General features: G+C 34.8%; 10 protein-coding genes and 1 pseudogene. 2 read left to right on the top strand and 9 right to left on the bottom strand.

Annotation, left to right across the window (positions count from 1 at the left end; all coding sequences use genetic code 11):
* Nucleotides 1-147 precede the first annotated feature (147 nt).
* Entirely contained in the window at nt 148-1,356 is a 1,209-nt protein-coding gene (locus QWZ06_RS26225) for a multidrug effflux MFS transporter (RefSeq protein ID WP_290302073.1), read from the top strand.
* A gap of 68 nt (nt 1,357-1,424) precedes the next feature.
* On the opposite strand, the gene QWZ06_RS26220 is transcribed toward QWZ06_RS26225, so the two are convergent.
* Nucleotides 1,425-1,559 carry a hypothetical protein gene (locus QWZ06_RS26220; RefSeq protein WP_290302072.1) on the bottom strand — a complete coding sequence of 45 codons (135 nt, stop codon included), beginning with the start codon at nt 1,557-1,559 and terminating at the stop codon, nt 1,425-1,427.
* Between the two features lie 73 nt (nt 1,560-1,632).
* Between QWZ06_RS26220 and QWZ06_RS26215 the strand changes: the two genes are divergently transcribed.
* The gene (locus tag QWZ06_RS26215; protein ID WP_290302071.1) at nt 1,633-2,541 is read left to right on the top strand and encodes a DUF6268 family outer membrane beta-barrel protein; all 909 of its coding nucleotides are present in this window, start codon (nt 1,633-1,635) and stop codon (nt 2,539-2,541) included.
* 85 nt (nt 2,542-2,626) lie between these two features.
* Here QWZ06_RS26215 and QWZ06_RS26210 read toward each other — a convergent pair whose 3' ends face one another.
* The 8 genes and pseudogenes from QWZ06_RS26210 to QWZ06_RS26170 form a co-directional block, all read right to left on the bottom strand.
* Nucleotides 2,627-3,361, bottom strand: a complete 735-nt coding sequence (locus tag QWZ06_RS26210) for a LytR/AlgR family response regulator transcription factor (RefSeq protein WP_290302070.1) — start codon at nt 3,359-3,361, stop codon at nt 2,627-2,629.
* A complete protein-coding gene (locus QWZ06_RS26205; protein ID WP_290302069.1) occupies nt 3,351-4,199 on the bottom strand; it encodes a sensor histidine kinase in 849 nt (282 codons plus the stop codon). Before QWZ06_RS26205 ends, QWZ06_RS26210 begins: the two co-directional genes overlap by 11 nt.
* 285 nt (nt 4,200-4,484) lie before the next feature.
* Nucleotides 4,485-5,026, bottom strand: a pseudogene (locus QWZ06_RS28070) (porin family protein).
* Between the two features lie 210 nt (nt 5,027-5,236).
* The gene (locus tag QWZ06_RS26190) at nt 5,237-5,470 is read right to left on the bottom strand and encodes a hypothetical protein (protein ID WP_290302067.1); all 234 of its coding nucleotides are present in this window, start codon (nt 5,468-5,470) and stop codon (nt 5,237-5,239) included.
* Between the two features lie 184 nt (nt 5,471-5,654).
* On the bottom strand, nt 5,655-6,221 hold the full coding sequence (locus QWZ06_RS26185; protein WP_290302066.1) for an energy transducer TonB: 567 nt from the start codon (nt 6,219-6,221) through the stop codon (nt 5,655-5,657).
* A 4-nt stretch (nt 6,222-6,225) separates the two neighbouring features.
* Nucleotides 6,226-7,473, bottom strand: coding sequence for a peptidase T (pepT, locus tag QWZ06_RS26180; protein WP_290302065.1), 1,248 nt, complete (start codon nt 7,471-7,473; stop codon nt 6,226-6,228).
* A 3,203-nt stretch (nt 7,474-10,676) separates the two neighbouring features.
* Nucleotides 10,677-13,100, bottom strand: a complete 2,424-nt coding sequence (locus QWZ06_RS26175) for a hypothetical protein (protein WP_290302064.1) — start codon at nt 13,098-13,100, stop codon at nt 10,677-10,679.
* Nucleotides 13,088-14,434: a hypothetical protein gene (locus tag QWZ06_RS26170; RefSeq protein ID WP_290302063.1), complete on the bottom strand. Its 1,347-nt coding sequence runs from the start codon at nt 14,432-14,434 to the stop codon at nt 13,088-13,090. Before QWZ06_RS26170 ends, QWZ06_RS26175 begins: the two co-directional genes overlap by 13 nt.
* Nucleotides 14,435-14,436 lie beyond the last annotated feature (2 nt).

Here is a 14,436-nt window from a genome sequence, read left to right as displayed (position 1 = left end):
AAGGCTTTAAATTCACAATTTTCATTTGTTATAGTATTTTAATCTTCATTTTGTCCTATACTTCCTTCAGTTCTTTTATTGTAATCATTTACTTTTTAAGGCATTTTTGCACACTGAAAAAAAACCGCCTGTGAAGGCTTACAATTTATGAAGAAGTTAGGTATCGTAGTGTTTATTTTAGCATTACTCAACACGTTAGAATCCTTAAGTATAGATCTTTATCTTCCTGCTTTCCCAAGCATGGCTGAAATTTTTAAAACCGACATCGGGCACATCCAGATCTCCATTTCGGTTTTCTTTGCAGGATTTGCCATCGGGCAATTATTATGGGGCCCTTTATCAGACAAAACAGGACGTAAGCCGATGTTGTATTGCGGGCTTTTCCTTTTTATTATAGGAGCAACAGCCATCTATTTTACCTCAGATATTTATGTTTTATGGGCGATGCGCTTCTTACAGGCATTTGGAGGAAGTGCAGGAATTGTGATCGGAAGAGCCATTATTATTGATCTTTATGATAAACAAAAATCCGTAACTATTTTCGCCCAACAATCTCAAATCAGTGGTATTGCACCAATTGTTGCACCATTATTGGGAAGTGTATTTCTAAAATATTGGGGGTGGAACAGTTCATTTGCTTTCTTATGCATTATGGGATTAATTACATTCTTTATGGTGTATAAATATGTTCCGGAAACAAATACGAGAATCAGTCTTCCCGATCATGAACTGCAGGACGAAAAAGGATTAAAAGATCAGCTGAAAATGATTATTTCCAACAAGGAGTTCATCAATAGTATGATGGTAGGAAGTATTGCTTTTGCCTCTTTGATTATCTATATTTCAAATGCTCCGTTCTTATTTATGGAACTTCACGGATTTTCCAGTGAGACCTTTAGTTTTATCTTCGCATTTAATTCATTAGCTTTAATTACGGCGGCTTATATGACACCGAGATTGATTAAGAGAATCAGTAATTCTGATCTTTTATTTGGAGCCACATTGATGCTGTTGGTGGTATGTACGCTGCATATTCTGATCGCAGCTGAAAATCTATCTGTAGCCCTGGAAATAGCCCTGTTATATTTATCACTGCTGGCTATCGGAATCCTTTTTCCTATTACTTCAGCACATGCCTTATCTCCCTTTAAAGAGGGAAGAGGTACCGCTGCTGCGTTATTAGGCTTCATGCAGTTAATGGTTACTTTTGTCATATCAGGAGTATTAGGTCTTTTAGAGGCGAGCTCTATCATTCCGATGGTCGTTACTCGTGCCGGAATGGCATTGGTTGCAGTATGGTTTGGATATCAGATCTATAAGAGTAAAAAAACTACAGTGCAGCAATCAGTTGCTTGATAAGTAAGGAAGCGGGAAACTGGAGGATGGAAGTTGTTAAGTGTTTATAAATTTCTAATAATCATTGTTTAGGATGTTTTGGATTGGAGTACTGAATGGTATGACAGCTTCCAGCTATTCAATAACACAATAGTAACTTCCAGCTTTCCTCTTCCGGCTTCCAGCTCATTGAGCTTTATCATTTCATTGTTTCTATTGGTCATACCATTCGCACACTTAATCAAGTAATTTTTGTAAAAAATAGTCAAAAGGTTCTCTTTGCATAAAATTTAAAATATGAAAAGGAACCTTTTGACGGCTTTTTGCTGTCTGTTGCCGTTAGGATACTGGGTAAGTGCCCAATCAGGAATTGCTGCTGAGCTTAAAACAGAATACATTCCAGCCTCTAATTATATCCGTCCGGAAGACAGTGTAAAGACGAATTCTAAAAGTGATTTTAAAAGAGTAAACCTTACTCTGAGTATTCCGTTATCCATAAAAAAAGATAAAGAAGGGAAGGTAAAAGCATGGTCCATGTTGCTGAGTGGATCTTATGCAAAAATGTCGCATAAGGACTATGAAACACCTTTGTTTCCTGATCAGATGCTGAACGCTCAGGTTGGATTACAACATGTGAGACCCTTAGGGAAAAAATGGAGCATGATGATGATGGCTTCAGTTGGGGTATATACTGACATGGAAAAGATAAGCTTTGATGACGTTCTGGGACAGGGAGGAATTGTTTTTATCAGACATTTTAATCCTAATCTTGCTTTGGGAGCAGGCCCGGTATTGACGACAGCATTTGGGGTTCCAATGGTGCTGCCATGGATCTATTTCGACTGGAAAACCAATGGAAAGGTCAAATTCAGAATTAATTTTCCAGAAGGAGCAGAAGCCGGATATCAGTTTTCAGATGCCTTTACCTTAAAAGCTGTAGTTAACCTTAGCGGAATGACTGTAGAAAGGAATAAAGATGGCAAATCTATCATGTTTGGTTATCAGCAGATCACCGCGGGTCTCAGACCGGAAATAAAGATTAATGATAAGCTGAGTATAGGAGTAACAGGCGGGTCAACTCTTATGAGAAGTTTCACAGAAAGTGACCGAAAGATCAAAAGCATCTTTAAAGAGAAAAAGATCGCAGACCCTAAGTTTTCCAGTACCTTCTATGCTGCTGTAGCATTACGCTGGAATTTGCCTTAATATAGGAGAAAAGAGGCCGGAGTGTATTTATTTGATCTATTTTTTAACTTGAATAATTCCCCCAAAATCTTCCGGCTTCTCTCTTTTATTTACTAATTAACTTCTTGTAAACTACCTGGTTGAGTAATTCTTCTTTTCGGGTGCGGGAAATAGGAAGCTCTGTTTTATTGATAAACAGGCGGCCTCCGGAGATCATGTCGATATGGGTAATATTGATTAGGAATGATTTGTGAATCCTGAAAAAATGCTCCGAAGGCAGGGATTCCTCTATTGCTTTCATGGTTTGATGAATGATCAGGGATTTATCCTTAAAATGCAGCTTGGTATAGTTTTGCATACTCTCAATAAATAAAATATCTACCCAGGAAACCTTGATAAAGCTATCGGATTGCCTTACATACAGAAAAGGATCATCCAGTGGAGTATTTTTCTTTAATTTTTCATTGATGATAAACTGTTGTTGCGCTTTATTGACTGCCTGATAAAAACGATTAAACGCAATAGGTTTTAAAAGGTAATCCACAACCTGAAGGCGAAATCCTTCCAGTGCATACTCAGAATAAGCCGTAGTAAAAATACATAAAGGAGGATTTTCAAGTTGTTCCAGGAAATCGATGCCATTCAGGTAGGGCATATTAATGTCCAGAAGAAGAAGGTCTATTTCGCTTTCTTTTACCTTTGTACCCGCTTCTAATGCTGTGGCATAAGTTCCTTCTACAGATAAGAAATCAATTTTATCTGCCAATTCTTTAAGATGGAATCTTGCCAAAGGCTCATCATCTACAATCAGACATTTCATTTTAGGAATATTATTGCTCATTATCAGATAATTGTAGGGTTAAAGTTACTTTGTAGACAAGATTGTCAGACTCGATTTTAAGATCGTAAGCATCGGGATATTGCAATTTCAAACGTTTCTGTACATTTTGTAACCCAATACCTCCATCTTTCTTTTTATGAACGGCTATTTCAGAATATGAATTTTCGACATAGAAGAAAAGAGTATCATTTTCTTCTTTACAAAAGATTTTCACAGAGCCGGTTTGTCCGGGAAGTCTGCAAACGTATTTAAAGGCATTTTCAATAAAAGGAACCAATAGTAAGGGAGCTATAAGTGCCTTTTTATCATTTATTTCCAATGTAGATTTTACATCTAATTCATTTCCCCATCTTAATTTTTCTACCTCAATCAGGTTTTGAAGATATTCAATTTCTTTATCCAGGGAAACGAGGTTTTGATTGCAATGGTATAACTGATACCGTAGAATATCTGAAAACTTCATCAGTAAGTAATCTGCAAGTTCCGTATCATGTTTCATCAGGATATGAATGTGGTTCAGTATGTTGAATACAACATGTGGGTTAATTTGATCCTGAAGCAATTTGAGCTGATTTTCTAAGTGAGCTTGCTGAAGAAGGATATGATCCCGTTCGATTTTTGAATGTTCCTGATAGAACCTAATGCCGCAAGAAGAGCCATTGATCAAAAAAGAGGCAGGTAAAGCCATATAAAATCCCCGCCATAAAATGGGGATCTGATCCGAAAAATAAGGAGGGAGATTTCCTTTATAGGCTTCATCAACATACGTAAATACCAAAGCATAAATTAAACTTAGAATCAGGGTGATAATAGCTACCTGAATAAGGAATCGTTTCATTTTTTTTACGCGCAAGGCCTTTGGAAGTAACGTGTTGGTAAGAAAATGAGTGAATATGAAGGAACTCACTACAATAATAATAGCCTGAATCAGTGCTGATAAACCTGTTGCCGAAACCTGAATATTACACCAGAGTACAAAGCCAAACACAAGCCAAAAAATAAATGAAAATATGTATTCTTTTAAAACAAAGGGTTTTGTCATGAGAGAAGTCTGAAGAGGGTTTACAAAAAATTAGAAACTGTAAATTCACAGTTTCTAATCAGTCAAAGATAATTCAAGTTTTTAGAATAAGAAATAACCAATTCCAAGGCTAAAGCTGTGAGGTTTGGATTTAAATTCCTTACTGATGTTGGATAGACCATGTTCGTACCTTAGATCTACCGTGAAGTTTTTATAATCTATCCCTATTCCGCCTGTCACTCCAATATTGGATTTATCAAATTTATTAAAGCCTTCCTGTATTGATTCGGAGGTTGATAACTTATTGTTGAAAGCATAGCTGTAAACACCACCAGCAAATGCTCTTACGTTAAAGTCATCGGCTTTAATGAATTATATCCTATCACTACAGGAACATCAATGGAGTTCCATGTTAGCTTTGCAGATTCTTTGTCTTTTGTTTCGTAAGATGTTTTTCTTTTGTTGAGCAAAGCTTCTCCTTGTACATACAGGCTTCCAATATCCAATCTTGCCATAGCACCTGCCTGATAACCAAAACCGTATTTCCCTTCCAAGGAAGAAGACTCCGTTGAGGTTTTTGTAAAATTTGCTCCGCCTTTGATTCCGAAGTGAAAAGCTGGAGTTTGCTGAGCCTGAGTGTCCATAGAGCATGTAATGCATAATAACAAAGAGCAGAATGCTAAAAATTGTTGTTTCATAATTTTAATTATTGTTAGAAATTTGATGCAAAACAACGAACCCGGAAGGCTGGATGAAATTTTATTTGATGAACGGCAGAAATACTTTGACAAGAATCCGTTTTTGGATGAAAAAAAAGGAAGCTATTATAGCTTCCGATAAATTGTTATTTAATTTTAAAAAGGTTGTTCTGTACAGTCATTTGGAGGAAGACACCCAGTACCTCCACCTCCTGGATTTCCGCTGCCAACACATTTTCCTGGATTTCCGTCATCATCCAGTTGACATGCTTTTCCGAAACTGCATTCGCAGTCCGTCCAGCAACTTGCAGAATCACCACCCATATGGCAGCTATCAATTATCCCATTTCCGATGATGGTGGATAAATCTTTTCTCAAAAGTTTTTTCATTGTTTTCATAATGTAATCTGATGTTAAAAATTAATAGTTTTATTTATAATGTCAAGAGTAAATATAACAAAAAAACGAATTGATTTTATCATTAACTATCCGAAAATGAGCGATATATGGAATTAGGTGTTATGCAGGGTAAGTTAGTATGAAAAAAGACCCACTCTAAAGCAGGTCTTTGTATTTATTTTTTAAATGTTAAAACTAAGGGAAGAGATACCGTAGATGATACGGGTTTTCCATTAGCTTCTGCAGGTTTCCACTTGCCTTTTTCTTTTATGCGGTAAAAGGCAGCTTCAATAAATGCATTCACATCTTCATTATTTCCTTTTGCCTGAGCGTCTAAAGCATTTCCCTTAGAATCTACTACAAAACTTAAGGTTGCCTTGTAAGAATCTGAGGCAAAATTTAAGAAAGCTAGGTCAACGGAATCATACAATGATTTTTGAAATGCCGTTTTTCCTGCTTCATATTCCGCTTCTTTTGTCAATTTTGTTTTAACGGGCGGATCATTGGCTAATGCTTTTTTGTCCTCTTCAGAAATTTTCTCCAGAGCATTTTTATAAGATGTTATTTTGTCTTCCGTAAGAAGCCACTCTAGCTTAGTTCTCAGGTCATTGGGCTTAGGGTATTTGTTGTACAATGCCGTTTTCTTTCTTTCATATTTGGAATCAGCCTTCTGGAATGCAGATATCTGAGCATTTCCGAAAGCAAAAGATAATATGAATGCTAATGCTAAGAGTTTTTTCATCTTATTAAGCTTTTACAATATTAATAATCACTTCTGTTGCCTTTTCCATACTTTCCAGTGCTACATATTCGTAAGGTCCATGGAAATTAATTCCTCCAGCAAAGATATTAGGACAAGGAAGACCCATATAAGAAAGCTGAGCGCCATCTGTACCTCCTCTGATCGCTTTGATCTTTGGCTCAATACCTGCTTCTGTCATTGCTTTTGCAGCAAGGTCTACAATGTGCATTTTACCTTCAAACTGCTGCTTCATATTTCGGTATTGCTCTTTAATCTCCACTTCGGCAGTTCCTGCACCATGTTTCTGGTTGAATTCTACTACTTTTTCCTCCATGAATTTCTTTCTTGCTTCAAATTTGTCAGCATCATGATCACGAATAATATATTGAAGTTTTGCTTCAGAGATATCAGCAGTAATATCCATTAAGTGATAGAATCCTTCAAATCCTTTTGTTGTTGCTGGAGTTTCATTAGCCGGAAGTGTTTGGGCAAACTCAGAAGCTAATAATGCTGCATTGATCATTTTTCCATAGGCATATCCTGGGTGTACACTTAATCCGTGGATTTTCACTACAGCTCCGGCAGCGTTAAAGTTTTCATATTCTAGTTCTCCAACTTCTCCGCCATCCATTGTGTAAGCCCATTCAGCGCCGAATTTAGCTACATCAAATTTGTGTGCTCCTCTTCCGATCTCTTCGTCAGGAGTAAAACCTACTGCAATTCTTCCATGCTCGATTTCCGGATGGGCGATAAGATATTCTGCAGCCGTTACAATTTCTGCGCAACCTGCTTTGTCGTCAGCTCCAAGAAGGGTATTTCCGTCAGTCGTAATCAATGTCTGACCAATATATTTTTTTAAACTTTCAAATCTTGAAGGTGATAAAGTGAATCCTGTTGTCTGGTTCAATAAAAGATCACTTCCATCATAATTTTCCCAAACCTGAGGCTTTACATTTTCTCCACTGAAATCAGGTGAAGTATCATAATGCGAAATGAATCCTATTGTTGGTCTGTCATCATTTTCAAGGTTAGAAGGAATATAACCCATAATATAGCCGTGTTCATCAATTGAAACATTTTCTAATCCTATCGTTTTTAGTTCTTCTGTGATGTAATTGGCAATATCCCACTGACGTTCAGTAGAAGGAGTTGTTTCACTCTCTGCATCACTTGTTGAATATATTTTTACATAGCTAAGGAAACGATTCAGTAATTTCTCTTTCCATAAAGGATTGAATTCTATTGTACTCATCAGATTTATCATAAATTTGAACAAATATACGACGTAATTTGTATATAGCGAGTGGATTGATTCTTTAAATCATGCCTACATGCCATATAACATACTATTAAAAAAACATTGAATAAAGGTATAGATTTATTTGTGTAATTCAAATATTAATTCTATATTTGAAGTATAGAATTGCCTCTGGTTGTTCTTATTTTATTACTCTTTAGAAGGGTAGTGAATATTAAAAAAAATCATCTCATTGTTTGAGGTGATTTTTTTTGCTTTAGGTGTGTTTTGTTTAAAGGTAGGCTGACTGTTTACTAAACTTCGATATCTAACGGTCTTGTAGATCTTACCTGTTTTCCTTAAAAATGCTATCTGAAAAAATATTGAAAAAAGTTATGTATTAATTTGTGTAATTCAAATATTATTTCTATATTTGAATTATAGAATTTCCTCTGGTTGTTCTTACTTTTATTACTCCTTTAGAAGGGTAGTGAATATTAAAAAAATCATCTCAATTGTGAGGTGATTTTTTTTGCTTTAAATGTATTTTGCTTAGAGATGGGCTGGTGGCTGTTTGTTTGACTTCGGTCTCTAATAGTTTTGTAGATCTTACCTGTTTTCCTTGAAAATGCTATCTGAAAAATATTGAAAAAAGATATGAATTTATTTGTGTGATTCAAATATTATTTCTATATTTGAATTATAGAATTTCCTCTGGTTGTTCTTGCTTTTATTGCTCCTTTAGAAGGGTAGTGAATATTAAAAAAAATCATCTCAATTGTGAGGTGATTTTTTTTGCTTTAGATGTATTCTATTTGGAGATGAGATGTTGTTTGGGTTTGGTCTCGGTCTCTAATAGTTTTGTAGATCTTACCTGTTTTCCTTGAAAATACTATCTGAAAAATATTGAAAAAAAGATATGAATTTATTTGTGTAATTCAAATATTATTTCTATATTTGAATTATAGAATTGCCTCTGGTTGTTCTTGCTTTTATTACTCTTTTAGAAGGGTGGTAAATAATAAAAAAATCATCTCAATTGTGAGGTGATTTTTTTTGCTTTAGATGTGTCTGTTTAGAGGTGGGTTTGGTCTCGATCTCTAATAGTTTTGTAGATCTTACCTATTTTCCGTGAAAATGCTATCTGAAAAATATACAAAAAAGATATGAATTTATTTGTGTGATTCAAATATTATTTCTATATTTGAATTATAGAATTGCCTCTGGTTGTTCTTGTTTTTATTACTCTTTAGAAGGGTGGTAAATATTAAAAAAATCATCTCACAATTGAGATGATTTTTTTTGCTTTAGATGTATTCTATTTGGAGATGAGATGTTGTTTGGGTTTGGTCTCGGTCTCTAATAGTTTTGTAGATCTTACCTGTTTTCCTTGAAAATACTATCTGAAAAATATTGAAAAAAAGATATGAATTTATTTGTGTAATTCAAATATTATTTCTATATTTGAATTATAGAATTGCCTCTGGTTGTTCTTGCTTTTATTACTCTTTTAGAAGGGTGGTAAATAATAAAAAAATCATCTCAATTGTGAGGTGATTTTTTTTGCTTTAGATGTGTCTGTTTAGAGGTGGGTTTGGTCTCGATCTCTAATAGTTTTGTAGATCTTACCTATTTTCCGTGAAAATGCTATCTGAAAAATATACAAAAAAGATATGAATTTATTTGTGTGATTCAAATATTATTTCTATATTTGAATTATAGAATTGCCTCTGGTTGTTCTTGCTTTTATTGCTCCTTTAGAAGGGTAGTGAATATTAAAAAAAATCATCTCAATTGTGAGGTGATTTTTTTTTGCTTTATATGTGTTTTACTCAGAAATGGGCTGGTGACTGTTTGTTTGACTTCGGTCTCTAATGGTCTTGTAGATCTTACCTGTTTTCCTTGAAAATGTTATCTGAAAAATATTGAAAAAAGATATGAATTTATTTGTGTAATTCAAATATTATTTCTATATTTGAATTATAGAATTTCCTTTGGTTGTTCTTACTTTTATTGCTCTTTGAAAGGGTAGTGAATATTAAAAAATCATCTCATTTGTGGGGTGATTTTTTTTGCTTTATATCTATTGCAGATTGGAGTGGGAGCTGGAGTTTAGTTTTTGATGATACTGTTTATTTTTCCTTGAAACTTCTTTGGAAAATAATATGTAAAAAGTTGTGGATGTATTTGTGTATATCAAATATTATTTCTATATTTGAATTATAGAATTGCCTCTGGTTGTTCTTACTTTTATTGCTCTTTTAGAAGGGTGGTAAATAATAAAAAAATCATCTCAATTGTGAGGTGATTTTTTTTGCTTTAGATGTGTCTGTTTAGAGGTGGGTTTGGTCTCGATCTCTAATAGTTTTGTAGATCTTACCTATTTTCCGTGAAAATGCTATCTGAAAAATATACAAAAAAGATATGAATTTATTTGTGTGATTCAAATATTATTTCTATATTTGAATTATAGAATTGCCTCTGGTTGTTCTTGTTTTTATTACTCTTTAGAAGGGTGGTAAATATTAAAAAAATCATCTCAATTGTGAGATGATTTTTTTGCTTTATATGTGTTTTACTTAGAGATGGGCTGGTGACTGTTTGTTTGACTTCGGTCTCTAATGGTCTTGTAGATCTTACCTGTTTTCCTTGAAAATGTTATCTGAAAAATATTGAAAAAAGATATGAATTTATTTGTGTGATTCAAATATTATTTCTATATTTGAATTATAGAATTGCCTCTGGTTGTTCTTGTTTTTATTACTCTTTAGAAGGGTTGTAAATAATAAAAAAAATCATCTCAATTGCGAGGTGATTTTTTTTTTGCTTTAGATGTATTCTGTTTAGAGATGGATTGTTGACTGTTGTTTGAGTTTGGTCTCTAACGGTCTTGTAGATCTTACCTGTTTTCCGTGAAAATGTTATCTGAAAAATATTAAAAAAAGATATGAATTTATTTGTGTAATTCAAATATTAATTCTATATTTTAATTATAGAATTGCCTCTGGTTGTTCTTACTTTTATTGCTCTTTTAGAAGGGTGGTAAATATTAAAAAAATCATCTCAATTGTGAGGTGATTTTTTTTTGCTTTATATATACTCTATAATAAGGGAATGTCTTTTAAAGTCTATTATGAATAATGCCAATACGTATATAAAAAATCCGGAGAATAGTTTCTCCGGATTGATTAATTATGGTTGTTAAATGTCTTATTTTGTTAGAGTTCTGAGATCTGTTTTAAAGTATAGTGAGTCGCTATACCATTGGTAATTAATGTAATTCGATCCATTCCTCTGTCATTCTTCGATGCGATTGCAAATTTTAATTTGTCGATATTTTTTTTAATAAAAACAGCATTATTTCCTAGATTAACAATACACTCTCGAGCTCCTGTCTGTCTGGCTCTTTTTACAGACTCACGAAGGAAATTCCCTTGGCTTCCTTGTATCGTGCCATCCCACATTCTTGTTATGGTGTAATAGCAAGCAAATTTCTTGGTATTGATATTATAAACATGAGGATTCTTTTTACGATCCGGCAATATTTCCGGTAATACGATATAACTATCTGACATTGATTTCCATAATCTAAATGTCTCACTATCTGGTACTATACCGTTAGTTGGGGTATTATAAATTGCTCCGTAAGCGTAACATGGAGAAATATAAATATTTTTACTATTGGTTAATGAGTCTGTATTAAAATAGGGTTTGTATCTCGCTAATAGAGGGTTGCTTTCAATAGAGAAAGCAAGTGGATTTCCAATTGTTAAAATATTTTCTTCCTGGCTAAGCATTCCGGATGTATTTTCAGCAACCACTTTAAAATGATGGAAAATAGGTTCATTATTGCTATCTATTGCAGGGAGAATATCAGATCCCCATGAGGTCCATGATAATGGAAGTTGAAATGAAGAAGCATTGTCTTGTACGGTCATTAGTTTTGTCCATGTTCCCTGGCTTCCCATTTTATAGAGATGGTATTTTCCTTTGTAAGCTGTTGCTGGCCAACTAAATTCGACTTCTATAATTTGTGTAGGAGTTTCTGAAGATGTAAAAGTTAATACAGGAGATTTTGGAATCACATTTTCTGTAATCGTAGTGATCATTAATTTTGAAGCTTCAGAAGGAGCATAATCGGTTACAATTACATCGGGCTGTCCCGTATAATTTGGCTCTGCGTATTGGATCTCTCTTTCTACGGTCACTTTGTAATAAAGAGGATCGTTGAATGGCACCTGATTAAGATCTGAGAAATCGTCTCCTACAGTCCACTCTGAATCCTGAATCATCCCTGTTTGTTCCAAATTGATTTCTTTAACCAACTTCATGTCCCTGATAGAAAGAGAATCCGCGATGTTAAGAGCACGATAAAGTTTTACCTTTTTTACATTATGGATCTTATCATATGAATTGATATTAACCAAAATTTTTGGACGTTCGCCGGATACCGGATTTTCTAATACGGGAAGCACTGTTTTTATTTCCGGAGTACGGAGTGGGAAAGAATTGACCATTCTTACTGGTCCTATAGCGGGACTCAGGTCACTCTGAACCATTTGTGCATTGGTTTCTTTTACTTTATAGAAATAAACATTGTTAGATGCACCATCCAGGGTATAATCTACAAATAATGTGGAATGAGGCGCTGTTCCGGTAATTTTCATCATCGGAGCCATATCAAAATCAGGAGATGTAGGATTTAATAATACCCCATTTCTATCTCTGATTACCTGTGCTTTAGGGACAGGCTGATAGCTTGAAGGATTAATATGCTGATAAATAATCGGAATTTCAGTTAAAGGAAAATATGCATTTTCAATGGTTTGTTTTATAAAATCAATGAATTTAACTTCTCCATGTTTTCCACTGGCATGTAGAGGGATAATAACGGAGTCCATATTAGCGATATCACTAAAACTTTTATGAGGAAGGGATTCTTCAAAGAAAGTATTATGCTCATCAATGAATTTATTGATTCCTTTAAACAGGTCATTATTGTTGGGAAGGGGAAATCCATAACCATTAGAAGCTTTAAACCTTGTTCTATCCGAGTCAACAATTATATCAGCTAAAGCCAATAAACGATCATTGAAAAAGGCATCATTATTTTTGAGCCTGATGTGCTGTACAGTATTGTCCTGAATAGGTTCTCCATATGGAGTCTGTTTGTATAAAGCATTCAACAGAATATTGTCATTACTTCTTAAAAAAGTAACGCTGAACGGTTTGTGTTCATATACTGTCGTAAATGCATAAGAAGAACGGCCATAATAATCAGGTCTTGTGGAGTACTTAGATCCTTTAGGCTTTTGAGGCATTTGGGGAGCTTCTATTTTTTTCGCAAACATGATTGAAGGAATAGAGATCCTTGATTTGTAATCATTATACTGAAGATCAGAGCTTCTTAACCCAAAAATAGAATATTTTTCGAGCACACCGTCCTCCTGAGGAATAATATCATTTTCCGTCAATCGACAAGGGATATTTTTATAAAGATAAACACGATATCCAGGGTAAAAGTTTACGGATGCTGGTCTTGTATTTTGAGACTGCAAAGGATCCGTACTATATGACTCGTCAAGCGCATAGACGACTAAGTCTCCAGAGTTGATATTATCAATTCTAACTACTTTAAGCACTTTCTTTCACCACCAGAGTCAGATTCTCTAGGAACTCTGATGCTTCCTCTATACCACTGAACAGAATCTGAGCCGGGAGTACTGCTAAATTGCGGGTGATTATTTAAAGTATATCCAGGGAATGTTATTTCATACATTCCTGCAAACTGAGGGTTTAATTGATCGGTAAACTTTTTAACAGTTGCATTTTTTAGAATTCCTCTAAACTTTCTGAAGTAAGTGTTTTCAGTAATATCGGGGGCTTGCCCAGACCTGATCGTTACTTCTTCTGTATGAATAGGCCATGCATTTCCGATCTTTACCTTTAAAGGGTGCGGATTGGAATTCCCCCATGTAGAAGGATTTTGCATATTTTCTACCACCATAAAAGATTCTCCGGCAAGAGGAGTTGTAAAATTAGCAGGGTCAAACGGAATGGTCAGGTTTTGTCCAAAAGCTGTACTGATCTGTTTTTTCAGCACATGAAAAGTAGGATGGTTGGCGGTTGCTCCGGTAACAATATTGTGAATAATATAATCATCAGCTCCTATTTTGAAAATTCCTCCTACATAGTTAGGGAATTGAGGAGATGGAATGTTAGGAGAAACCGTTTGGGATCCACTTACAATAGGAAGATCTTTGGTTGTAATTACTGAAACCAATGGATTTCCCGGAAGATCAGATACTGTTTCTACCATTCCGAATACTTGTTTTGGCATTTCAGGACGGAAGAAGACCTCTACATTATCTGCAAATAGTTCTTCATTGTCCGGAAGGGGATTAAAATCCGGAACAGGCACTCCATTCACTTCTTTTTGATACGTCTTCATATCCTGATTCGAATCATATTCAAAGGTTAATCTAACCAATGTTTTATCACTGTTAGTAGGCATCAATGCCAGCTGATCCTGCTCATTTTGTGAGGTTAACAGCAAAGGAAGTTCTTTCTGAATCAGGAAAGCGTTAATACTTGATGGTGGAAGCAGTGAATTAGAAGGTTTAATTTCTGATTCAACCATCCAGGTCTTGTCTGAAGAAGTAGCTCTTGAAAACCAGTTTACTCCATATGAACCATAGATGTGCTGTCCTGATCTCATTTCTTTATGTACATAAGCAGGATGGCCAAAATCAGGTAAAGAAATGGGAACAGTCTCATTTTTAGAAAGACTTTGATCGTCTCGTACGTTTTGGTACATAGGATCAGAAGGCAGTTCCGGAATTCTCCATTCATCACCTTTACGCTTGTATTCGATACCTACATATACGGGATAGGTAAATTCTGCCATAGAAAACTCATGACTGGTAAAGTAAAAAGGACTGTCTGCCGGTTCATCCGGTTTTACTTCTTCGATCATTA

Source organism: Chryseobacterium tructae (assembly GCF_030409875.1).
Lineage (GTDB): Bacteria > Bacteroidota > Bacteroidia > Flavobacteriales > Weeksellaceae > Chryseobacterium > Chryseobacterium tructae.
This window is presented reverse-complemented; position numbering and strand designations above follow the sequence as displayed.

Excerpts from the sequence above, each read along its gene's own strand:
- QWZ06_RS26225 (WP_290302073.1), top strand. The coding sequence starts at position 148 with ATGAAGAAGTTAGGTATCGTAGTGTTTATTTTAGCATTACTCAACACG.
- QWZ06_RS26220 (WP_290302072.1), bottom strand. The coding sequence starts at position 1,559 with ATGACCAATAGAAACAATGAAATGATAAAGCTCAATGAGCTGGAAGCC.
- QWZ06_RS26215 (WP_290302071.1), top strand. The coding sequence starts at position 1,633 with ATGAAAAGGAACCTTTTGACGGCTTTTTGCTGTCTGTTGCCGTTAGGA.
- QWZ06_RS26210 (WP_290302070.1), bottom strand. The coding sequence starts at position 3,361 with ATGAGCAATAATATTCCTAAAATGAAATGTCTGATTGTAGATGATGAG.
- QWZ06_RS26205 (WP_290302069.1), bottom strand. The coding sequence starts at position 4,199 with ATGAAACGATTCCTTATTCAGGTAGCTATTATCACCCTGATTCTAAGT.
- QWZ06_RS26190 (WP_290302067.1), bottom strand. The coding sequence starts at position 5,470 with ATGAAAAAACTTTTGAGAAAAGATTTATCCACCATCATCGGAAATGGG.
- QWZ06_RS26185 (WP_290302066.1), bottom strand. The coding sequence starts at position 6,221 with ATGAAAAAACTCTTAGCATTAGCATTCATATTATCTTTTGCTTTCGGA.
- pepT (WP_290302065.1), bottom strand. The coding sequence starts at position 7,473 with ATGAGTACAATAGAATTCAATCCTTTATGGAAAGAGAAATTACTGAAT.
- QWZ06_RS26170 (WP_290302063.1), bottom strand. The coding sequence starts at position 14,434 with ATGATCGAAGAAGTAAAACCGGATGAACCGGCAGACAGTCCTTTTTAC.